General features: G+C 73.0%; 19 protein-coding genes. 15 read left to right on the top strand and 4 right to left on the bottom strand.

Annotated elements, in window-relative coordinates; all coding sequences use genetic code 11:
* Window positions 1–48: 48 nt before the first annotated feature.
* From HT134_RS45590 to HT134_RS14560, 3 genes are read left to right on the top strand one after another with little or no spacing between them, the layout of a single operon-like run.
* Window positions 49–576 (top strand): MFS transporter, encoded by a 528-nt coding sequence (locus HT134_RS45590; RefSeq protein ID WP_246364389.1) that lies wholly within the window; start codon window positions 49–51, stop codon window positions 574–576.
* Window positions 480–1,487 (top strand): MFS transporter, encoded by a 1,008-nt coding sequence (locus tag HT134_RS46955; protein ID WP_312888140.1) that lies wholly within the window; start codon window positions 480–482, stop codon window positions 1,485–1,487. Before HT134_RS45590 ends, HT134_RS46955 begins: the two co-directional genes overlap by 97 nt.
* Before the next feature lie 49 nt (window positions 1,488–1,536).
* A complete protein-coding gene (locus tag HT134_RS14560; protein WP_175600858.1) occupies window positions 1,537–2,154 on the top strand; it encodes a rhomboid family intramembrane serine protease in 618 nt (205 codons plus the stop codon).
* A 69-nt stretch (window positions 2,155–2,223) separates the two neighbouring features.
* Here the strand turns inward: HT134_RS14560 and HT134_RS14555 are convergent, their stop codons facing one another.
* On the bottom strand, window positions 2,224–4,596 hold the full coding sequence (locus HT134_RS14555) for a lantibiotic dehydratase (protein WP_175600857.1): 2,373 nt from the start codon (window positions 4,594–4,596) through the stop codon (window positions 2,224–2,226).
* A 252-nt stretch (window positions 4,597–4,848) separates the two neighbouring features.
* Between HT134_RS14555 and efeU the strand changes: the two genes are divergently transcribed.
* The 6 genes from efeU to HT134_RS14525 all read left to right on the top strand — a co-directional run bounded on the left by efeU (window position 4,849) and on the right by HT134_RS14525 (window position 11,932).
* Entirely contained in the window at window positions 4,849–5,700 is an 852-nt protein-coding gene (efeU, locus tag HT134_RS14550) for an iron uptake transporter permease EfeU (RefSeq protein ID WP_175600856.1), read from the top strand.
* Window positions 5,701–5,784: 84 nt separating this feature from the next.
* The gene (gene efeO / locus HT134_RS14545; RefSeq protein ID WP_175600855.1) at window positions 5,785–6,942 is read left to right on the top strand and encodes an iron uptake system protein EfeO; all 1,158 of its coding nucleotides are present in this window, start codon (window positions 5,785–5,787) and stop codon (window positions 6,940–6,942) included.
* 81 nt (window positions 6,943–7,023) lie between these two features.
* The gene (gene efeB, locus HT134_RS14540) at window positions 7,024–8,340 is read left to right on the top strand and encodes an iron uptake transporter deferrochelatase/peroxidase subunit (protein ID WP_312888126.1); all 1,317 of its coding nucleotides are present in this window, start codon (window positions 7,024–7,026) and stop codon (window positions 8,338–8,340) included.
* 412 nt (window positions 8,341–8,752) lie between these two features.
* Window positions 8,753–9,133 (top strand): CU044_2847 family protein, encoded by a 381-nt coding sequence (locus HT134_RS14535; RefSeq protein WP_175600854.1) that lies wholly within the window; start codon window positions 8,753–8,755, stop codon window positions 9,131–9,133.
* Window positions 9,117–10,247, top strand: a complete 1,131-nt coding sequence (locus tag HT134_RS14530; protein WP_175600853.1) for a S1 family peptidase — start codon at window positions 9,117–9,119, stop codon at window positions 10,245–10,247. Before HT134_RS14535 ends, HT134_RS14530 begins: the two co-directional genes overlap by 17 nt.
* A complete protein-coding gene (locus HT134_RS14525; protein WP_175600852.1) occupies window positions 10,244–11,932 on the top strand; it encodes a tetratricopeptide repeat protein in 1,689 nt (562 codons plus the stop codon). Before HT134_RS14530 ends, HT134_RS14525 begins: the two co-directional genes overlap by 4 nt.
* A 119-nt stretch (window positions 11,933–12,051) precedes the next feature.
* Here the strand turns inward: HT134_RS14525 and HT134_RS14520 are convergent, their stop codons facing one another.
* Both HT134_RS14520 and HT134_RS46950 read right to left on the bottom strand, forming a co-directional pair.
* Complete coding sequence (locus HT134_RS14520) at window positions 12,052–12,741, bottom strand: leucine-rich repeat domain-containing protein (protein WP_175600851.1); 690 nt, start codon at window positions 12,739–12,741, stop codon at window positions 12,052–12,054.
* A gap of 364 nt (window positions 12,742–13,105) precedes the next feature.
* A complete protein-coding gene (locus tag HT134_RS46950) occupies window positions 13,106–13,684 on the bottom strand; it encodes a CGNR zinc finger domain-containing protein (RefSeq protein WP_175600850.1) in 579 nt (192 codons plus the stop codon).
* A gap of 36 nt (window positions 13,685–13,720) precedes the next feature.
* On the opposite strand from HT134_RS46950, the gene HT134_RS14510 reads away from it, so the two are divergent.
* Window positions 13,721–14,614: an arginase family protein gene (locus tag HT134_RS14510; RefSeq protein WP_175600849.1), complete on the top strand. Its 894-nt coding sequence runs from the start codon at window positions 13,721–13,723 to the stop codon at window positions 14,612–14,614.
* A 46-nt stretch (window positions 14,615–14,660) separates the two neighbouring features.
* On the opposite strand, the gene HT134_RS14505 is transcribed toward HT134_RS14510, so the two are convergent.
* A complete protein-coding gene (locus HT134_RS14505; RefSeq protein ID WP_312888125.1) occupies window positions 14,661–15,860 on the bottom strand; it encodes an ROK family transcriptional regulator in 1,200 nt (399 codons plus the stop codon).
* Window positions 15,861–15,939: 79 nt separating this feature from the next.
* On the opposite strand from HT134_RS14505, the gene xylA reads away from it, so the two are divergent.
* From xylA to HT134_RS14480, 5 genes are all read left to right on the top strand, one after another.
* The gene (gene xylA / locus HT134_RS14500; protein ID WP_175600848.1) at window positions 15,940–17,103 is read left to right on the top strand and encodes a xylose isomerase; all 1,164 of its coding nucleotides are present in this window, start codon (window positions 15,940–15,942) and stop codon (window positions 17,101–17,103) included.
* Entirely contained in the window at window positions 17,100–17,843 is a 744-nt protein-coding gene (locus HT134_RS14495; RefSeq protein ID WP_175600847.1) for a sugar phosphate isomerase/epimerase family protein, read from the top strand. The genes xylA and HT134_RS14495 overlap by 4 nt, the downstream gene beginning before the upstream one ends.
* On the top strand, window positions 17,840–18,943 hold the full coding sequence (locus tag HT134_RS14490) for a Gfo/Idh/MocA family protein (protein ID WP_175600846.1): 1,104 nt from the start codon (window positions 17,840–17,842) through the stop codon (window positions 18,941–18,943). Before HT134_RS14495 ends, HT134_RS14490 begins: the two co-directional genes overlap by 4 nt.
* 133 nt (window positions 18,944–19,076) lie before the next feature.
* Window positions 19,077–19,379 (top strand): putative quinol monooxygenase, encoded by a 303-nt coding sequence (locus HT134_RS14485; RefSeq protein ID WP_175600845.1) that lies wholly within the window; start codon window positions 19,077–19,079, stop codon window positions 19,377–19,379.
* A 46-nt stretch (window positions 19,380–19,425) separates the two neighbouring features.
* Complete coding sequence (locus HT134_RS14480; protein ID WP_175600844.1) at window positions 19,426–20,178, top strand: helix-turn-helix transcriptional regulator; 753 nt, start codon at window positions 19,426–19,428, stop codon at window positions 20,176–20,178.
* Window positions 20,179–20,225: the final 47 nt, after the last annotated feature.

The raw sequence follows: 20,225 nt of genomic DNA, 5'->3' as shown, positions 1-20,225 counted from the left end.
CTGAGAGGAAAAGTTGTCTCAGTGTAAATTTCGTCTTAGAGTAATGGCATGACCGACAAACAGCTCGGAGTGGCCAAGCTGCTCTGCCTGCTCACGATCGTCGTGGCAGTGCTCGACCAGAACATCGTCTCCTCCGCGATCGTCCCGATCGTGCGCGAGCTCGACCCCGCCGGCGGGCTCGACCACGTCGCCTGGCTGGTCACCGCGTTCGCCCTGGGCGCCACCTCCGTGCTCCCCCTGTACGGCCGGCTGTGCGACGCGCTCGGCGCCAAGCAGGTCTTCCTCGGCGCGGTGGGCACGTTCGCGCTCGGCTCCCTGCTGTGCGGGCTCGCGCAGAGCATGGGCCAGCTCATCGCCTTCCGCGCGGTGCAGGGCATCGGCGCGGGCGGCCTGATGAGCGTGACCATGGTGGTGAGGCCCACCTGCGCCGGCCCGGCGACACGAGCGGCCCGGGGGCCGCCGCCGGGCTCGTCGCGGGCATCGGCTTCGCGGTCGGCCCGCTGCTGGGCGGCCTGTTCGCCGACCACGGCGACTGGCGGCTGGCCTTCCTCGTCAACCTGCCGATCACCGCACTGATCATCGGCGGGGCCCTGTGGGCGGTCCGCATCCCCCGGCACGCCGTCAGGGGCTCCGTCGACGTCGCGGGCGCCGCGCTCGCCGCCGCCTTCGCCTGCTCCCTGCTGCTGGTCTGCGACTGGGGCGGCACCGAGTACGCCTGGACCTCGCCGATGATCCTCGGCCTGGGCGCCGCCGCGATCGTGTCGCTCGCCCTGTTCCTGCGGCGGCAGGCCACCGCCGAGCACCCCGTCCTGCCGCTGAGCCTCTTCCGCGTCGGCGCCCTGCGCGGCGCGTTCCTCGTGCAGGCCCTGTGCAGCGTCGCCATGGTCGGCACCATGGTCTACCTGATGCTCTACCTCCAGGTGGCGCGCGGCGTCACCGCCACCGGGGCCGCCGGCTACCTCGTCTTCATGGCGCTGGGGCTGACCGCCTCTGGCTTCCTCGGCCGCAACGCCTCCGTGCGCGCCTCCCTCGTCGCCGGCACGGGGGCCACGGCGCTCGCCCTGGCCTGGCTCGCGTTCCTGCGCCCGGACACCTCGCTGTGGCTGGTGCGGGCCGCTCTCACGCTCGTCGGGCTCGGCTTCGGCCAGCTCCTCGGCAAGCTCATCATGCTGGTCCAGCAGCAGGCGCCGGCCGCCCACCTCGGCGTGGCCACCACCGGCATCCGCTGGTTCCAGAACCTCGGCATGGCCGTCGGCTCGGCCGTGCTCGGCTCGCTGCTGGCCCGCGTGCTGGCCGCCAGGACCGGGGGGCTCGACATCTCCGGCGTCGCCACCCATCCGGCGGCGGTCGGGGCGTTCGTCTCGTCCCTGGGCGTGGTGTTCGCGGTGGCCGCCGCCGTCATGACCGCCGCCCTGATCTGCGCCGCCATGCTGCGCACGACCGACCGGCGGCCCGAGCCGCTGAAGGAGCCCGCTCCCGTCGCGTGACCGTCCATCATGGAAGGCCCCCCGTGAACCGCCACCCTGAGGACCAGCCGTGACCCGCCCCTCGTCCCCCGACGCCCCATCGGGCCGGACCTCCGCCGCCCGCCCCCTGCTCACCTGGGCCGTCCTCGGCGTCACCGCCGTGACCACCGCCGCCGGGCTGCTCGTCCCCGGTTTCGCCCACGCCCTCGTCCGCACCGACGGCTTCTTCCACGGCGAGTGGTGGCGCCTGATCACCCCGATCCTCGTCAACCCGGAGGGCCCGCACCAGATCATCTTCAACGGGGCGATGCTGCTGCTCGCCGGCGTCACCGCGGAGCGGGTCTTCGGGCGGGCCCGCTGGACTGCTTTGTACCTGGCGGGCGGCCTGGCCGGCAACGCCTGGAGTTACGTGTTCGACCACCACAGCGCGGGCAGCTCCGTGGCCGTCGCCGGGCTGGCCGGCGGGCTGGCGGCGTGGGCGCTGAGCGGGCGCGCCGGGTTGCCCGTTCCCCCGCGGATCGCGGCGGGCGCGCTGCTCGTGGGCGGCGCCGCGCTCGCCGCCCTGGGCGACAACCACGGCGCCCCCCTGCTGGCCGGGGCCCTGCTCGGGACGGTGTTCCTGCGCACCACGCGCGACGTGCCGTCCCTGGCGGACGTCCGGCCGGGACGTCCGGCGCGCACTCCGTGACGTCCCTGACGGACCGCAGCCTCTGTGACACCTTGACGGACCGCAGCCTCTGTGACGTCTTGACGGACCTCAGCCCGAGACGTCCAGCGCGTACTCCGTGACCCGGCGGCCGTGCGCGCCGTACACGGGGGCGTCCACCGGGTCCGGCAGGGCCTCCTCCAGCACCACGTTCCCGTCCTTGCCGGCCGCCGCGTGGGCCATCGCCAGCAGCAGGAAGTGGTCGGTCACGTCCACGTAGAACGGCCTGCGGGCGGCCCGCCGTCCCGAGGCGAAGCGCACGAAGAACCGCCGCGGTATCCCGTGCCGCTCCAGCCAGCGCGCCGTCCTCAGCACGTACGCCGCGTCGCCCTCCCCGTCGTACGGCACCGGCAGCTCCCCGACCGGCATCCGCCAGCCGGCCCGCGCCAGCACCACCCGCCCGAGCCGGAGGCGGGGCCGGGCCTGCACCTCGTCCACGGCCGCGGCCGAGCGCCACGGCGCCACCGCCAGCCCGACCGGCTCGCCGAAGACCCGCAGCAGGAACGACCAGGCCGCGGGCAGCGCGCGCGGCGCCGACGCGCCGAGGTGAGCGGGGCGCACCGGCTCGCCGTCCGGGCCGGTCAGCACCAGCAGCAGCGTGGCCGGGTCGTAGGAGACGCGCAGGTCCGTCAGCGACAGCGCCGCGCCCTCCGCCACCGTGAACGGGTAGTCCACGGCCACGGCCGAGGCGGGACGCAGGTTGAGGTGGTTGCCGAACGTGCCCAGGCACTCGGCCACCGGCCGCCGCGGGCCGTCCGGCACGCTCACGCCGGCGCGGGAGAGCAGGTGACGGATCCGGCCGGCGCCCCGGCCGTACCCGGCGGTGAGCGTGTTGAGCACGAACTCGTGTCCCGCGGTCAGGTGGCCGTAACAGGTGACGGAGCCGGGCGGCCGGACGTACGCGGGCCACGACACCGCCATCTTGTCCACGATGTCCGGATCGGCCACCAGCACGCCCTGCTCGTCCGGCGGCGAGGCGAACAGCGCGTCCCACGTCTCGCGGCGCAGCCGGTTGATCCGGCGCGCCGTCGATCCGGCGGCGGGCCCGGCGCGGTCGAGCAGCGCCCGCAGGTCCGCGCACGCGGCGGGCGCGTCGCGGTAGAAGGCCAGGAACGGCACCGAGGCGTCCGCGCCGTGGCGCTCCACGAAGTGCTCGGCGGCTGTGATCCTGACCGGCAGGTCCGGGTCGAGCACGGCGGCCAGGCGGCGCACCGCGTCCAGGTCGCGCAGCACCGGCTGCCAGGCGCCCCGCCCGCACACGGCGGGCGGCGCCGTCGAGACGGCCGTCTCCACGCGGACGCTCCGCTCGCCGAGCCCGGCCGTGTCGCCGAGCCGGGCGAGCAGCCAGCCCGCCACCGGCCTGATGCGCTCGCCGTAGGTCGCCTGGACCGCCTCGCGCAACGCGGTGGGCAGCCACGGGCGGTCCGGCGAGTCGCCCGGCAGGACCTCCTCCACCCAGGCGGCGAGGTCGGCCAGCGGGTCCAGCGCCTGGTCGGCGAACGGCCGCACCCGCTCCACGAGCCCCAGGGCCAGCAGCCGCCCGACCACGCCGGGCTCGGCGACGGCGCGCTCCAGGGCGCCCACGGTCGGCTCCGGCGTGGCCCGCACCCAGGCCAGGGCCCCGGCCACGGCCGGCTCGGCCAGGATCGCGACGGGCTCCGCCGCCTCCCGAGGCTCACGGAAGGGCCTGCCGTCCGCCTCCCCGGCGCCGCGCGCGGCCCCGAGGAACCACAGCCTGCCGTCCTCCTGCCACAGGCTCGGGTTGACGCGCACCCGCACCGCCTCACGCAGCCCCGGACGGTCGGCCAGCGCCGCCCAGACGCGCCGCACCGTCCCGAGGTCCACCTCGGGCACGGCGCTCCAGCGCAGCTCGTCGGCCGGGGTCACGGCCGGTCCGGCGTCCTCCCACCGGCCCAGCCCGCTGATCGTGAACGCGGCGTGCGGGCTCGCCGTGGCGGCGGTGCGGGCGACGTTCCTGGCCAGCCGCGACAGCTTGGGCCGTTTCGGCACCGCGCCCGGCCGGGCCAGCCAGCCCTCCAGGGTCGCCGACAGCCGGGGACACGAGCAGGCCAGGCCGCGCAGGAACGCGTCGTCGCCGGCCACCGAGCGCAGGGCGTCGGCGCGGTCGCCCAGCTCGGCGGCCAGCGCCTCGGCCAGCGCCCCCGGCGCCTCGTCGGCCCAGCCGCCGCCCTCCTCGCCGTCGTCGCCGTCGAGCACGGGGGCGCCGTACGGGTCGCGCCCGAACGCGCGGCCGTCGTCCTCGTCGTCCTCGTCTTCCGGCCCCTCACGGGGTTCCTCTCCGCGCTCCTCCGCGAGGATCTCGTCCACCAGCGCCCAGGTGCGCGTGAACCGCAACTCCTCCAGCCCGTCGGACGGCAGCCCCGCCACCCGCACACCGAAGACGTCACCCGTCTGACCGTCCATCGCGATCCCCCCGTACGGACTCTTGGGGCAACCTTCCCCGTCCGGCCGCTCCCAGGGGCAACGCACGCACCGCGCTTTACCGGTTGTACGCGGTGATATAGGCCACCATAGACGTTCGCCGGGCCGGATCCATCGCGCCGACCTGCGACGGGACGCCGCGCGGAGGGGGGCGTCGGAGCAGCCGCTTGCATTAGGTAGGCTCCACCTGCCCTAATTTAGGTAAGCCTTTCCTACGCCGCTGCGGGAGTGACCGTGTTCGCCAGCTACCTGATCGGACTACGCGAAGGACTGGAGGCGACCCTCGTCGTCTCGGTCCTCATCGCGTTCCTCGTGAAGAGCGACCGCAAGGACGGGCTCCCGTACGTGTGGGCCGGCGTCGGCGCCGCCGTCGCGCTCTCCGTGGGCTTCGGGGCGCTGCTCACCTTCACCGCCGCCCACCTCGGCCACACCGGGCAGGAGCTGTTCGACGCGATCACGTCGCTCCTCGCCGTGGTGTTCGTCACCTGGATGATCTTCTGGATGCGGCGCGCCGCCCGCGCGCTCTCCGGCGAGCTGCGGGGCAAGCTCACCGACGCCCTCCAGATGGGGTCCCTGGCCGTCGTCGTCATGGCGTTCCTCGCCGTCGCCCGCGAGGGCCTGGAGACGGCGCTGCTGTTCTTCGCCTCGGTGCAGGGCGCCACCGCCACCGCCGCGCCGCTGGCCGGCATCACCCTCGGCCTGCTCACCTCCGTGCTCATCGGCTGGGGCCTGTACAAGAGCGCCCTGCGGATCAACCTCACCAAGTTCTTCACCTGGACGGGGCTGCTGCTCATCCTCGTCGCGGCCGGCATCTTCAAGTACGGCGTGCACGACCTGCAGGAGGCCGGCGTGCTGCCCGGCCTCAGCACGTACGCCTTCGACGTCAGCGCGGTCGTCCCGGCCGACTCCTGGTACGGGGCGCTGCTGGCCGGCACGCTCAACCTCACGCCACAGCCCAGCGTCCTCGAAGCCGTCGCCTGGCTGCTCTACGTTGTTCCCACGCTCTTCCTGTTCCTGCGTCCGCAGCGCGCACGGACGACGCCCACGCCGGCGTCCACCTCCCCCGCCGCCCGGCCCTCCGCCTGACCTCGCCCACCCGACCAACACCACCCGATCGAACACCGCCCGATCGAACACCGCCCGGAGAGTCGCAGTCCGATGAGGAACACCATGCGCATCAGCACCCCCCGAGCCCGCCACGCCCTGGGGTCGGCCGCCGGCGTGCTGGCCCTGCTCTGTCTGGCCGCCTGCGGCTCCGGGGAGCAGGCCACGACCGGCGCCGCCGCTCCGGGCAAGCCGGGCAAGATCACCGTGGCCGCGTCCGACACCGAGTGCAAGGTGGCCGCCACCGAGGTGGCGGCCGGCACCAGCACGTTCGCGGTCACCAACGACGGCAGCAAGGTCACCGAGTTCTACGTGTTCGCGCCGGGCGACCGGGTCATGGCCGAGGTGGAGAACATCGCGCCCGGCCTGACCCGCGAGGTGGTCGCGGAGCTGCCCGCCGGGGCGTACGAGACGGCCTGCAAGCCGGGCATGGTGGGCAAGGGCATCCGCAACCCGCTCAAGGTGACCGGCGAGCACAAGCCGCTGACCAAGGACGCCAAGCTGGCCGGGGCCACCGCCGAGTACAAGCGCTACGTCAAGTCGCAGAGCGACACGCTGCTGGTCAAGACGCAGGAGTTCGTGGACGCGGTCAAGGGCGGCGACATCGCCAAGGCCAAGGAGCTGTACCCGGTGTCGCGTACGTACTGGGAGCGGATCGAGCCGGTGGCGGAGATCTTCGGCGACCTCGACCCCGCCATCGACGCCCGCGAGGCCGACCTCGCCCAGGGCGAGGAGTGGACCGGCTTCCACCGCATCGAGAAGGACCTCTGGATCACCAAGGACGTCGCCAAGGACGGCCCGATCGCCGACAAGCTGATCGCCGACGTCAAGGCCATCGTCGCCAAGGCCAACGCGACCGAGCTGACCCCGCTCAACCTCGCCAACGGCGCCAAGGAGCTGCTCGACGAGGTCGCCACCGGGAAGATCACCGGTGAGGAGGACATCTGGTCCCACACCGACCTGTGGGACTTCGACGCCAACCTCCAAGGCTCCAAGGCGGCCGTGCAGGCGCTGCGGCCGGTCCTGGAGGAGCGGGCTCCCGACCTGGTCAAGACGCTCGACGAGAAGTTCGCGGCGGCCGAGGCGGCCCTGGCCGTCCACCGGAAGGGCGACGGCTGGAAGCTGCACAACGAGCTGTCCAAGGAGGAGCTGAGGAAGCTCTCGGACGCCATCAACGCGCTCGGCGAGCCGATCAGCAAGATCGCCCCGATCGTGGCGAAGTGACAGCCGGGCGGACAGAACGGATGGACGTGGCGAAGTGACGACGGGACGGACCGGGCGGACCGGGCGGAGAGGCGTGACGAAGTGACGACCGGACGGGGAGACGCGGCGATGGGCGAGCACGGCGACCAGGCGGCGGAGCGCGAGCGCCAGGCGGAGCGCACCGGCCGGATGAGCCGCAGGAAGCTGTTCGGGCTGGGCGCGGCGGGCGTGGCGGCCGTGGGGGCGGGCGCCGTCGCCACCCGCTCCCTCCTGGAGGAGCCGGTGGCCAGGGCCGCCTCCACCTCCGACCCCGTCCCCTTCTACGGCGAGCACCAGGCCGGCATCGTCACCCCGGCCCAGGACCGGCTGCACTTCGTCGCCTTCGACGTGATCACCGACAAGCGGGCCGAGCTGGTCGAGCTGCTGCAGGAGTGGACCGCCGCGGCGGCCCGCCTGACCCAGGGCAAGGACGCGGGCACGTTCGGGGCGATCGGCGGCTCGCCGGAGGCCGCGCCGGACGACACCGGCGAGGCGCTCGGCCTGCCCGCCTCGGGGCTGACGCTGACGATCGGGTTCGGGCCGTCGCTGTTCGACGACCGGTTCGGGCTGGCGTCCCGGCGGCCGGCGGCACTGGCCGACCTGCCGAAGTTCCCCGGCGAGCAGCTCGTTCCGGAGATCTCCGGCGGCGACATCTGCGTGCAGGCGTGCGCCCACGACCCGCAGGTCGCGGTGCACGCCATCCGCAACCTCGCCCGCATCGGGTTCGGCAAGGTGTCGGTGAAGTGGTCGCAGCTCGGCTTCGGCCGTACGTCGTCCACCTCGCGCGCCCAGAGCACGCCGCGCAACCTCATGGGCTTCAAGGACGGCACCAACAACATGAAGCTGGAGGACGCCCAGCTCCTGCGCGACCACCTGTGGGCGTCGGGCAACGACTGGATGGCCGGCGGCACGTACATGGTGACGCGCAAGATCCGGATGACCATCGAGACGTGGGACCGCACCTCCCTGTCCGAGCAGGAGGCCATCTTCGGCCGCGACAAGGGCGCGGGCGCGCCGCTGGGCAGGAAGGCCGAGTTCGACACGCCCGACTTCAACGCCACGGGGCCCGACGGCCAGCCGTACATCAAGGCCGACGCCCACGTCCGGCTCGCCCACCCGAGCCACAACGGCAACGCCCACCTGCTGCGGCGCGGCTACAACTACGTGGACGGCTCCGACGGGCTCGGACGGCTCGACGCGGGCCTGTTCTTCATCGCCTACCAGCGCGACCCGCGCACGGCGTTCGTCCCGGTGCAGACGAACCTGGCCAAGCACGACGCGCTGAACGAGTACATCAAGCACGTGTCGAGCGGGCTGTTCGCCTGCCCGCCCGGGGTGCGGGACGCGGGCGACTACTGGGGCCGCACCCTGTTCGCCTGACCACAGGGGCCTGAAGCGGAAGGGCCTGAAAGGCAAGGCCCTCGAAGGGGCGCGCTCCGCGCGTCTCGACTCGGACAGCGCTGTGTGGGGGAGCCGAGCTCCCCCACACCCCCTTGGCAAGGGGCCTCCGGCCCCCTGCACCCCCGAGAGTCACCCGCGTTCGCAGAAAACGCTTGGCCCTCTGCCAGACCGGAAAAGGCAAGAGCCTGCTCACAGAACCTCGGGCCGGTACGAAGTCGAGGTCAGAGGAATTGCCTGCGCTGTGGCCCGCGGCCCTGGTAGGCCATCGCCATCGCGCGCGGAGACCTGACAACCCGGCATTCCAGGCCCGGGCGCCCGGCCCAGCGGTCATGATGAGATGACGATCTCTGGGCGTGGAGATACCTCGCTGGCGGAAGAGGAGTGATCGGGCATGTCGAACGTGGTTCCCATCGAGCTGCCGGACGGCGAGGTCATTCTCGCGCGGGTCCGCGTCGAAGGCCCGTCGGATGTCGGCTCGACCCAGGTCTTGCGGAAGCTGCCGGTCGACGACCTCAGGAAGGTCGTCACCGGCGTCGCCGGAACAGTCGCGGACGCGGTCGAGTCAGTACGGCCCGACCAGGTCAGCGTGGAGTTCGGCATCGAGATCGCGGTCAAGAGCGGCAAGGTCGCGAGCGTGCTGGCGGAGGCCGGCGGCAAGGCGAGCCTCAAGCTCACGTTGACCTGGGACACGGCGCGTGACAAGCAGGCGCACGGCGCGGCGGACAGCGATGAGGAGAGTGACGGCGAGGGCACGGGTGAAGCTGCTGCGTAGCATCGACGAACTGCTCAAGCCTCGGCTGGTGCTCGTCAACTCCACTGTGGGCGGCACCGGCTTCCTCGTCGCGCCGGGCGCTGTCCTCACGTGCGCCCATGTCGTCGACGAGCCGATCGGCGAGATCGTCGAAGTGCGGCATCTGGGTGTCGTGCTCGACGCCGAGGTGGAATCCCGGTTCCCGGCGGCGGCCGGCGAGGACGCCTTCTACCCCTATCCCGACCTCTGCCTGCTGCGGATCCGCGACTACGAACAGCATCCGTGCGTCGTGCTGGACGAGCGGATTCCGGTCATCGATCAGCGGCTGTACACGCGTGGTTACACGACGACCTTCTCGCCGATGCCGTCGGAGGAGCCGAGCACGTTCACGTACGAAGGGCTGCACGATGTCGCGGGCGGGCAGCTGCTGAAGTTGATGGCAGGCGACGCGGTCGCCGGCATGAGCGGCTCGCCGCTCCTGGACCTGGCCGGCGGCGCCGTCGCCGGGGTCGTCAAGACGAGCCGGGGCGAGCGGGGCGGAGGATGGGGCATCCCCGTGAGGGCTGCCTTCGCCGCGATGCCGGGCCTCAAGGAGGCCAATGCTCGATACGGCGAGAGCGATCCACGGTGGGGGGACATTCTCCGCTCGGCGGGCAAGGCCCATGACAGCCGGGTGATCGTCGACATCGACGCGATCCGAGAGCGCACGCCCGCGCACCGCCCGGCCGGCGTCCTGTTCACCGTGACCAACGTCGCGGGAGCGCTCGTCAAGCTGGTCTCCATGGGGCTGGAGGTGATCTCGTGCCGCAGGACCGCCGCGCCGCACCATGACCTACCGGAGGGGCTGCCCGAGCAGTTCTCCCTCTCGGTCGAGATCGAGCCGGCGCCGGGCGTTTACGAGCTGCTCGATCACGCACACATGCTGCAACCCCAGGAGACCGAGGGCTACAGCCTCCAGATCCATGCGGCGGAGGGGTGGATCTATCTGCTGTCACTGCATGTGCGATGGCGGGAACCGGGCGGCTCGGATCTGGAGGTCTGGCAGAGCCCGCCCTTCGAACTCGCGTTCACCATCACGAACCCCGGCGAGCTGCTCCGCGCCGCCAGGGAGGCGAACCCGGGCGGGACGAGATGACCCTCGATGACGCGCCGGCCCGTTGCGCGGGATGCGGAGACGGGTTGCCGCTGTCGGGTCGCGTCTTCTTCGACACCTCCGACTCGACCGAGGAGACCCGGAGGCTCCTCGAGGACCCGGACCTGCCTGCGGCGCCCGTGGCGTGTGGTTGCGGAGCCGAGAGATGGCTGCCTCTGATCTGCCGTGACCCGGCGACGGAAGCCCTCTTCTTCGTGGCCGACGAAGACCGCGCAACGTTGCTGGATGAATACGACGAGACACTGGTGAGCTGCCTGAGCGCCATACCGCCGGAGGCGCGGGATCTTGCCCTGCATGGCCCGTACTTCGTGGTCGCGGGCGTGGCCGCCCTACGGGAGCTCATCGTGCGCGGCGACCGGCTTCTCGCCTCCCTTCGTGATGTGCAGATGGCGGAGGTTCCGAGCGCCCATCTCGCCGTGATGAACCTCCTGCAGGTCGCCGCGGCGTACGCGCGGGCGGACCGGACCGGCCCGGCGTTCGACATCCTGCGGCGAGCACCGCTCGCGCAGGTGCGCAGCCCCGATTACTGGGTCGCCTACGGCAAGCATGCCGTGGCGGCGGGCTCGCTCGACGCGGCGGAAGCCGCTTTCGCGCGGGCGGCGGCGGCCTCCCGAGAGCTCTCTCATCTTCCGCTGGATCCGCTGGGCGCCGATGACAGCCTCGCGGATATTCCCGGAGTCCGGTTGCCGCAGCTCACGGAGGCCGTAAGAGAACGCCGACGACTGCTGATGTTCGGGCCGGAGCCGGACGATGAGACGGCCGCCGAGAGGACGGGGTACGGCATCGGCGCGATCCAGGCCGCGCTGATCGACCTGCCGGACCAGGACGTCAAGACGCTCCGATCCCTGCACCGCTCAAGCCTCGGCATCTTCCTGAAGTGGATCGACGGCTCGCAGGCGCGCAAGGCGAACGCCGCCGAGCTCAAGCGGATGTGTGCCCTCGGCAAGGAACGCGCCCGCGGCGACCTCGGCGCGGAGCAGGACCCCGAGCGGCTGCTGCGCGTAGGCGAAGTCCTCGCCGAGGCCGGAGAGCCCGACCTCGCCCTGGCCTCGCTGCGACGTGCCGAACGCACCGGCCCGCCCGAGGTGGGGTTCGCGGCCGCGCGCCGGATCGGCGCGATGCTGTCCGCGTCCGACGCCGAAGAGGCGGAGAAGTGGCTCAGGAAGGCGCTGATCTCCCGCCGATCCGAGACCCGGGCCATGGCGCACCTCGGACTCGCACTCATCGCCCAGCGCAGGGGCATGCCTGAGCTCTACCACGAACAGCTCCTGCTCAGTGCGAGGCTCTGCGGCGACCGGGGATCTCCCGAAGCCCTCTACCTCCTGGCGCTCCGCGAGGCCGAGCTCGGCAGGCAGGAGACCCAGATGGCCTATCTGACCCAGCTCGCGCGGGGGAACCACGGCACGGTGACCGAGGCCGCGGGAGTGGCGCTCGCCGACCTCTGCCTCCGCCGGGGCGAGCCTGCCCGGGCGTATGAGTTCGCCATGCTCGGGAGCCATTCCCTGGAGGTGGACATCGTCATGGCTTCGATGTTCATCCGGGGGATGGTTCTCACGGTGGCGGGGCGGATCCGAGAGGCACGACAGCTCATCGGCGCCGTCGCGATGATGCCCGGTATCTACTCCGAGAGGGCTCAGCGATGGCTCGCCGACCATCCCGGACCGTGACCGTGCTCCGTTGACCTCGATGGGCGGGGATTCCTGCGGCGCGCTCGGACCGCGCCGAGGCGCGGTGACGCCGTTCCGATCGTGCTCGCCGGTTCTCGTGCGTGCCAGTAGGCGTCGCACTAGACGGAATCTTCACCGTCCACGACCAGACGGGACGCCCACTTGGGAATCTTGTCGAAGTCGGCCTCGTTCAGGTCGATCCGTTCGAGCGAGGGGAGCTTCTTCAACCATTTCGGCAGCTCACTCAGGTACGTGTCGGTGACGTCGAGTTCGACAAGGGCGTGGAGCGTGGCCAGCGAGTCCGGGAGCTCGCTGAGTGGGTTGTCCGCCACGTCGAGCCGGGTGAGCGAGGCGAGGTTTCCCAGTGAATCGGGCAGCTCGCTGAGGTTGTTGGCGTGGACGTCGAGCATGGTGAGGGAGGTGAGATTCCCCATCCACTCAGGCAACTCCTCCAGGGGGCCGTCAGACAGATCCAGGAAGGTCAGCGCCTTGAGGTCGCCCAACCACACGGGTAGCTCCTTGAGGTGGTGACCGGCCAAGCCGAGTCCCTGGAGAGCGTGGAGGTGAGCCAGAGATCCGGGAAGTTCCCGGAGTCTGTTGCCTGCCAGGTCAAGCCGGGTGAGTGAGGTGAGCCCGCCCAGCCATTCCGGCAGCTCACTGAGCTGGTTGAAGCTCAGGTTGAGGTGGGTGAGTGAGGTGAACGCGGCCAGCGTCGCCGGCAGGCTGCGGAGCTCCAGGCCGGAGAGGTCCAGGACGGGAGTGCTGGTGCGCAGTGCCCGGTTGATGCGATCTTCGGCTTCGGACGCCATCGATGTCTCCTCGGAAATCACGCCAGGCTACCGCCAAAGATCACAACAGGGCGGCACAATGCCGGCATGAGGGATCGAACAGCGACCTCTCCCTCCTCCCTCGTCGCGATGCCCAGCGCGTCCTGGGAGAGCGTCTTCCTGGCCGCTCCGGGGGTCGTGCGGGCGGTCACGCTGGCCGCCCTGCTGGGACAGCCGCTCACCCGGGGCCCAGGGCGGGTCATGGGGTGGTTGCCGACCGCCGACGTGGTCTCCTGCGGATGGATGGTCACACGAGCGACGGGTGGTCGCCACAGGGTCCGTACGGCTGGCCGATCCTGGTGTGCGGGGCGGGCTCGGGTCTCAGAGGCGGTGGCGGGCGCGGGTCTCAGGGGCGGTGGCGGGCGCGGGAGGCGGCGGCGTGGGCGCGGTTGGCGCAGCGGGTCGAGCAGAACTGGCGCCGCCCCGGGCGGCTGCGGTCCACGAACGCGTCCCGGCACGGGGCGGCGGCGCACATCCGCACCCGTTCCCAGTCACCCTCCGCCGCCAGGTCGAGCAACTCCTGCACGGCCCGTACGGCCAGGCGGCCGGCGAGCGAGGCGCCGGGCGCGGGGGCCAGCCGGAGCCGGGGGACGCCGTCCGCCTCCTCGACGGCCGGGCGTAGCGGCAGCTCGGCCGTCCAGCGCGCCAGCGCCGGTGAGCGGTCCGCGGGGTCGGCGGACAGGACGGCCCGGAGCCGATCGCGCACCGCCCGCACCTCCGCCAGATCCGCCAGATCCCTCTGATCCGCCAGATCCTCCAGATCCGCCCGATCCGCCGGTTCCTCCTCGCTCCGCGTCACCGACAGCTCCGCGCAGAAGCGGCGCAGCGCCGCCGCGTCCGGCAGTCGTTCCGGTTCGTCCAGGTACGCGTCCCAGGTGTTGGCCAGGTCCAGCGCCACCAGACCCGTCTCCGCGAAAACCCGCATTCCGCCATCCCATCAGCCCGTGCTACCGTCAGGAGTATGAGCATTATAACCACTGACAGAGTCTTGGCCGTCCTCGACGCTCCCTCCAACCTGGGTCTGCGCCCGCCCGCGCCGGACAGCGTCCCCGGCTGCTACAAGGCCCCGTGGGCGTTGCGGGACGCCGGGCTGCTCCAGCGGCTCGGCGCGAGCGACGCCGGAGCCGTGGTGCCGCCCCGGTACGTGTCCACCTGGCAGCCCGGCGACGGCGTGCGCAACGGCCAGGCCATCGCCGCCTACACGCGCAGGCTGGCCGAGCGCCTCGCCGGGCTGCGCGGCGAGGGACGGTTCCCGGTGGTGCTGGGCGGTGACTGCTCGATCGTGCTCGGGGCCGCGCTGGCGCTGCGGCGCGAGGGCCGGTACGGGCTGGCGTACCTCGACGCGCACGCCGACTTCCGCCACCTGGGCAACTCGCCGCACGTCGGCGCGGCGGCCGGGGAGGACCTGGCGCTGGTGACCGGGCGCGGCGACGGCTATCTGACCGACATCGACGGCCTGCGGCCGTACGTGCGGGACGAGGACGTGATCGTGCTCGGTGTGCGGGAGGGCGAGGATCTGCTGGACGTCGCGGGCTCCGGCCTCGCGTACGTGCCCGCCGCCGAGGTGGCCGCCCGGGGCGAGGAGGCGGCGGCGGCCGTGCTGGCCAGGCCGGAGCTCGACGGGTTCTGGATCCACGTGGACGCCGACGTGCTCGACTCGTCCGTGCTGTCGGCCGTCGACTCGCCCTCCCCCGGCGGTCTGTCGGCCGACGAGCTGGTACGGCTGCTGCGCGGCCTGCTCCGGCTGCCCGGCGCGGCCGGCTTCCAGGTGACGATCCTGGATCCCGACCTGGACGAGGACGGGTCGCAGGCCGCTCTGCTCGCCGACGTCATCGTCCGGGCCCTGGCCGCCTGACGGAAGACCCCGGAAGGGGGTCAGCCGGAAGAGTCCCGGGAGGGGGTCAGAGGGCGAGGACGCCCGCCGGGTCGGCGAGCACCCGCTGCATCGCCAGCCCCGCCGCCCCCAGCACCGCCGCGTCCGCGCCGATCGCCGACATGGCGACCCGCGGCGGCGTGCGCCGCATCTGCCGCAGCCGCGCCGACAGCACGTCGGACGCGGGCCGTTCCACCCAGGGGAACAGCCGCGCGAACACCCCGCCCAGCACGATCGTCCCCGGGTCGAGCAGGTGGACCGCCGAGGTGAGGGCCAGGCCGAGCGCCTCGCCCGCCTGGCCGGCCGCCGCGAGGGCCGCGCGGTCGCCCGCCTCCAGCAGCGACACGAGCCCGTCGATCGAGGCCGAGGCGGCGGGCAGCGCGGCGGCGGCGCCGGGCAGGGCCGCCACCCGGCCGCGCATCGGGACCACGGCCCCGAGCAGCGCGTCCTGTCCCGCGTACACCTCCAGGCAGCCGCGGCCGCCGCAGCGGCAGGCGGGCCCGTCGGGCACGACGACGACGTGCCCCAGCTCGCCGGCCAGCCCGTACGTGCCGCGGAACAGCGACCCGTCCACCACCAGCCCGGCCCCGATGCCGATCTCGCCCGAGACGTACAGGAAGTCGCTCTGGCCGGAGCCGAACCACAGCTCGCCGAGCGCCGCGAGGTTGGCCTCGTTGTCGACCTCGCAGGCCAGGTCGTGCAGGCCGAGCTGGCCCGCCACCCCGATGTCGCGCCAGCCGAGGTGGGGCGCGTTGCGCAGCAGGCCGTCCTGGACGGGGCCCGGCACGGCCAGGGCTGCGCCGGTGATGCGCAGCCCGGCGCGCTCGGCGTCGGCGACGGCCTGGCCGGCGAGTTCGCGCAGGTCGGCGAGGATGGCCTCGGGGCGGGAGCCGCGGTTGTCGGCGGGGCGGACGCGGCGCACGCGCACGGTGCGGGTGAGATCGACGACGCAGGCGGCCAGGTAGTCGACGTTGACCTCCAGGCCGAGCGTGGCGATCCGGTGGCCGCTGAGGCTCACGGCGACGCCGGGACGGCCCCGCTCGCCGTCGCGGACGGCGCCGTTCTCGACGACGACGCCGGCGTCGAGCAGGTCGGAGACCAGCTTCGACACGGTGGTCTTGGTCAACCCGGTCAGCTCGGCCAGGGCGGCCCTCGTGAGCGGGCCCGCCGCGCGGATCTCGCCGAGCACGACGGCGAGATTGCGGGCGCGCATGGAATCGTGCCGCACGCCTCTTGACGATGCCACATCTGCCTCCGAGGATTATGTGCAGATTGTGGACTTAATCCTAGAGCGGCGAGAGGGCACCATGAGCTCGTTCATCCCAACCCCCGATGATCGCTTCACCTTCGGCCTGTGGACGGTCGGGTGGCAGGCTCGTGATCCCTTCGGAGACGCCAGCCGGCCCGCGCTCGACCCCGTGGAGACCGTACACCGCCTGGCGGAGCTCGGCGCCTACGGCGTCACCTTCCACGACGACGACCTGCTCGCCGTGGAGCCCGACCGGGACAAGGCCATCGAGGCGTTCCGCAAGGCCCTGGGCGAGACCGGGATGAAGGTCCCCATGGCCACCACGAACCTCTTCACGCACCCGGTGTTCCGCGACGGCGCGTTCACCAGCAACGACCGCGACGTCCGCCGATACGCCATCCGCAAGGTCATGCGCAACATCGACCTGGCCGCCTCGCTGGGCGCCCGGACGTACGTGTGCTGGGGCGGGCGCGAGGGCGCCGAATCCGACGCGGCCAAGGACGTGCGCGCGGCCCTCGCCCGCTACAAGGAGGCCCTCGACCTGCTCAGCCAGTACGTCCTCGACCAGGGCTACGAGCTGCGCTTCGCCATCGAGCCCAAGCCGAACGAGCCGCGCGGCGACATCCTGCTGCCGACCATCGGGCACGCGCTCGCGTTCATCAACGAGCTGGAGCACCCGGAGATGGTGGGCCTCAACCCCGAGGTCGGGCACGAGCAGATGGCCGGTCTGAACTTCGTCCACGGCATCGCGCAGGCCCTGTGGCACGGCAAGCTCTTCCACATCGACCTGAACGGCCAGCACGGCCCGAAGTACGACCAGGACCTGGTCTTCGGCCACGGCGACGTCAAGAGCGCGTTCTTCCTGGTGGACCTGCTGGAGCACGGCGGCTACGACGGGCCGCGCCACTTCGACTACAAGCCGCTGCGCACCGAGGACCCCGAGGACGTGTGGGTGTCGGCCGCGGCGAACATGCGCACGTACCTCATCCTGCGCGAGAAGGCCCGCGCCTTCCGCGCCGACCCGGAGGTCCAGCAGGCGCTGGCCGCCTCCCGCGTGGACCAGCTCGCCGTGCCCACGCTGGCGCCCGGCGAGACGCTCGCCGACCTGGCCGCCGAGGAGTTCGACCCGGACGCGGCGGCCGAGCGCGGCTACCACTTCACCCACCTCAACCAGCTCGCGCTGGAGCACCTGCTCGGCGCGCGCGGCGGGGCGGCCGGATGACGAACCCCCTCGCCTTACAGCTCTACACCGTCCGCGACCAGCTCGCCGCCGACCGCGACGCGGTGCTGCGCCGCGTCGCCGGGCTGGGGTACGGCGCCGTGGAGCCGTTCGACCCGACCACCGACCCCGAGGGGTTCCGCCGGGTGGCGGACGACCTCGGGCTGACGGTGCCGATCACGCACGCGTACGCGCTGCTGGACCAGGAGCCGGCGAAGGTGTTCGACGCGATCGCCACGGTCGGCGCGGAGCTGGTGGTCATCCCGGGCGGCGTCCCGCACGAGGAGTTCACCACCCGCGACGGCCTGGCCCGCACCGCCGACCTGCTCAACGGCCTGGCCGGGCGGGCCGCCGCCCACGGCATGCGGATCGGCTACCACAACCACTGGTGGGAGATCGAACCGCGCTTCGGCGAGCGGCACGCGCTGGAGGAGCTGGCCGGGCTGCTGGCGCCGGAGGTGTTCCTGGAGGTGGACACGTACTGGGCGGCGGTCGGCGGCGCCGACGTGCCCGCGCTGCTGCGCCGCCTCGGTGACCGGGTGCTCGCGCTGCACGTCAAGGACGGGCCCGGCGACAAGGAGTCGCCGCACACGGCGGTCGGCGCGGGCGTCATGCCGGTGCCGGATGTGCTGGCGGCGGCGCCGGGCGCGTGGCGGATCGTGGAGCTGGACCACTGCGCGGGCGACGTGTTCGAGGCCCTCGCGGCCAGCCGGGACCATCTGAACGCGCTGGAGGGCGTGTGAGCGGCGGGCCGGTCGGGGTGGCCGTGGTGGGCGCGGGCGTGATCAGCGGTCAGTACCTGCGCAACCTCACGGCCTTCCCCGACGTACGGGTGCTGGGCGTCGCCGACCTCGACGAGGCGCGCGCGGCGGAGGTCGCCGAGCGGCACGGCGTGCCCGTCTCGGGCGGCCTGGACGCGGTGCTGGCGCTGCCGGAGGTGGAGATCGTCGTCAACCTCACCGTCCCGGCCGCGCACGCCGCCGTGGCGCTGGCCTGCTTACGGGCGGGCAAGCACGTGTACGGCGAGAAGCCGCTGGCGCTGGACGCCGAGGAGGCGGCCAAGGTGCTGGCCATGGCCGCCGACCTCGGGCTGCGGGTGGGCAACGCCCCGGACACGTTCCTCGGCGCCGGCATCCAGTCGGCGCTGCGGGCGCTGCGCTCCGGCCTCGTCGGCGAACCGTTCGCGGTCAGGGCGGCCACCCAGAACCTCGGCCCGGAGTCCTGGCACCCGAGCCCCGAGTTCTTCTACCAGCCGGGCGGCGGGCCGCTGTTCGACCTCGGCCCGTACTACCTGACCACGCTGACCGCCCTGCTCGGCCCGGCCGCGCGGGTGTCGGCGACCACCCGCAGGGCGCGCGCCGAGCGGGTGGTCGGGTCGGGGCCGAAGGCCGGCACGGTGTTCCCCGTGGACGTGCCGACGCACGTGGAGGCGCTGATCGACTTCACGGGCGGCGCGGGCGCGGCGGCGACGTTCAGCTTCGACTCGCCGGTGGACAAGCGGCTCATCGAGATCGTCGGCACCGAGGGCGCGCTGTCGCTGCCCGATCCCAACACCTTCGAGGGGCCGCTGCTGGCCCGCGGGCTGCACGACACCGACTGGCGGGAGCTGCCGGTGGAGGGCACGGTCGCGGGGCGCGGCATCGGCGTCCTCGATCTCGCCCGGTCGATCCGCGCGGGCGTCCCGCACCGGGCGTCGGGCGAGCTGGCGCTGCACGTCCTGGAGATCATGACGGCCGTCACGGCGTCCGGGGAACGCGGCGAGTTCCGCCGGGTCCGCTCCGCGCCGCCCGTGCCCGAGCCGCTCCCGCCGGACTGGGACCCCTACGCCGCGACCCTCGCCTGACCCTGGGACGCCGGGAGCGGGCTCGTCCGTTGGAAGCGTGAACGCGTCCGGCCGGCGGGAGCCGGCCGGACCGGGTCCGCGCGAGGATCGGGACATCACCGCGGCAGCCGCCGCCCCGATCCAGGAGATGCTCATGATCATTGCCATGGTCGACTTCGACACCGCCGCCTCCGACCGGGCGGCGGCCCTGGCCCACCTCGACACCGATCGCGACCAGGTGCGCGCGATGCCGGGGAACCTCTCCTACCGCGTGTTCGCCTCGCGCGAGGACGAGACCCGGGTGACCGTGATGCACGAGTGGGACGGCGAGGAGTCGTTCGACGGCTACCTGAAGTCCGACGTCTTCGCGCGCGCCGGCGCGGTGCTCCGGCCGCTGATGGCCGGGTCCCCGGTGAGCCGGCGCTTCCGCGCGGAGCCGATGGAGATCGTCGCCTGAGCGGCGTCAGGGCGGCTCCCTACGATGGGTTCATGCGAGGCCGCGGATGACCCGGAAGGCGTACAGCTTCGTCCGTGCGTTCCCGCCGGAGCCCGCTCGTGCGTTCACCATGGACCGCCACTACCTGCTCTGCGCCTCGGCCGGCGCCCTCCGGCTGGAGGCGCGGGGCCAGGCGTGGCTGCTGCCGCCGGCACGGGCCGCCCTGATCGAGGCGGGCCAGCCGATACAGGTGAGCGTCCCGCAGCCGGCCACGACCGCGTCGGTGCTGTTCGACACCGGATTCGCCCCGGCCCCACCGGCGCCGCTGACCGTGTTCGACCTCAGTCCCCTGGCACGCGCGCTGGTGGCCGAGTGCGGCGCCTGGGGCCCGAGCGACGAGCCTCTTCCGGCGTACGCCGAGACGCTGTTCACCGCGCTCGCCGCGGTGAGCCGGCGGCTCGCCGAGCGGCCGAGCCCGGTCGTCGTGCCGGCGGGGCGGTCACCGGAGCTGCGCCGGGCCCTGCGGCTGACCGAGCAGCGGCTCGGCGGCGACGTCCGCTTCGAGGAGGTGGCGGAGGAGGTGGGGCTGGCGCCCCGGTCGCTGGCCCGGCGCTTCGAGGACGAGACCGGCATGACGTGGCGGGCGGTCCTGCGCCGGATGCGGGTGCTGCGCGCGATCGAGGAGCTGGCCGCAGGAGACGCCCCGGTCACGCAGATCGCGTTCACGGTCGGCTACACCTCACTGTCGGCGTTCAACGCCGCGTTCCGGCAGCTGACCGCGCGCACGCCCACGGAGTACCGCGCCAGCTTCCGGCCCTGACCGGAGCCGGGGCCCGCTTCCCGCGCTCACCCGAGGCTTCACACCCT

This window comes from Nonomuraea rhodomycinica (assembly GCF_013363995.1).
Taxonomy (GTDB): Bacteria; Actinomycetota; Actinomycetes; order Streptosporangiales; family Streptosporangiaceae; genus Nonomuraea; species Nonomuraea rhodomycinica.
This window is presented reverse-complemented; position numbering and strand designations above follow the sequence as displayed.

Bases quoted from the DNA above. Each gene is read 5' to 3' on its own strand.
- HT134_RS45590 (WP_246364389.1), top strand. From the start codon at position 49: ATGACCGACAAACAGCTCGGAGTGGCCAAGCTGCTCTGCCTGCTCACG.
- HT134_RS14555 (WP_175600857.1), bottom strand. From the start codon at position 4,596: ATGGACGGTCAGACGGGTGACGTCTTCGGTGTGCGGGTGGCGGGGCTG.
- efeO (WP_175600855.1), top strand. From the start codon at position 5,785: ATGCGCATCAGCACCCCCCGAGCCCGCCACGCCCTGGGGTCGGCCGCC.
- HT134_RS14535 (WP_175600854.1), top strand. From the start codon at position 8,753: ATGTCGAACGTGGTTCCCATCGAGCTGCCGGACGGCGAGGTCATTCTC.
- HT134_RS14525 (WP_175600852.1), top strand. From the start codon at position 10,244: ATGACCCTCGATGACGCGCCGGCCCGTTGCGCGGGATGCGGAGACGGG.
- HT134_RS14520 (WP_175600851.1), bottom strand. From the start codon at position 12,741: ATGGCGTCCGAAGCCGAAGATCGCATCAACCGGGCACTGCGCACCAGC.
- HT134_RS46950 (WP_175600850.1), bottom strand. From the start codon at position 13,684: ATGCGGGTTTTCGCGGAGACGGGTCTGGTGGCGCTGGACCTGGCCAAC.
- HT134_RS14510 (WP_175600849.1), top strand. From the start codon at position 13,721: ATGAGCATTATAACCACTGACAGAGTCTTGGCCGTCCTCGACGCTCCC.
- xylA (WP_175600848.1), top strand. From the start codon at position 15,940: ATGAGCTCGTTCATCCCAACCCCCGATGATCGCTTCACCTTCGGCCTG.
- HT134_RS14495 (WP_175600847.1), top strand. From the start codon at position 17,100: ATGACGAACCCCCTCGCCTTACAGCTCTACACCGTCCGCGACCAGCTC.
- HT134_RS14485 (WP_175600845.1), top strand. From the start codon at position 19,077: ATGATCATTGCCATGGTCGACTTCGACACCGCCGCCTCCGACCGGGCG.
- HT134_RS14480 (WP_175600844.1), top strand. From the start codon at position 19,426: ATGACCCGGAAGGCGTACAGCTTCGTCCGTGCGTTCCCGCCGGAGCCC.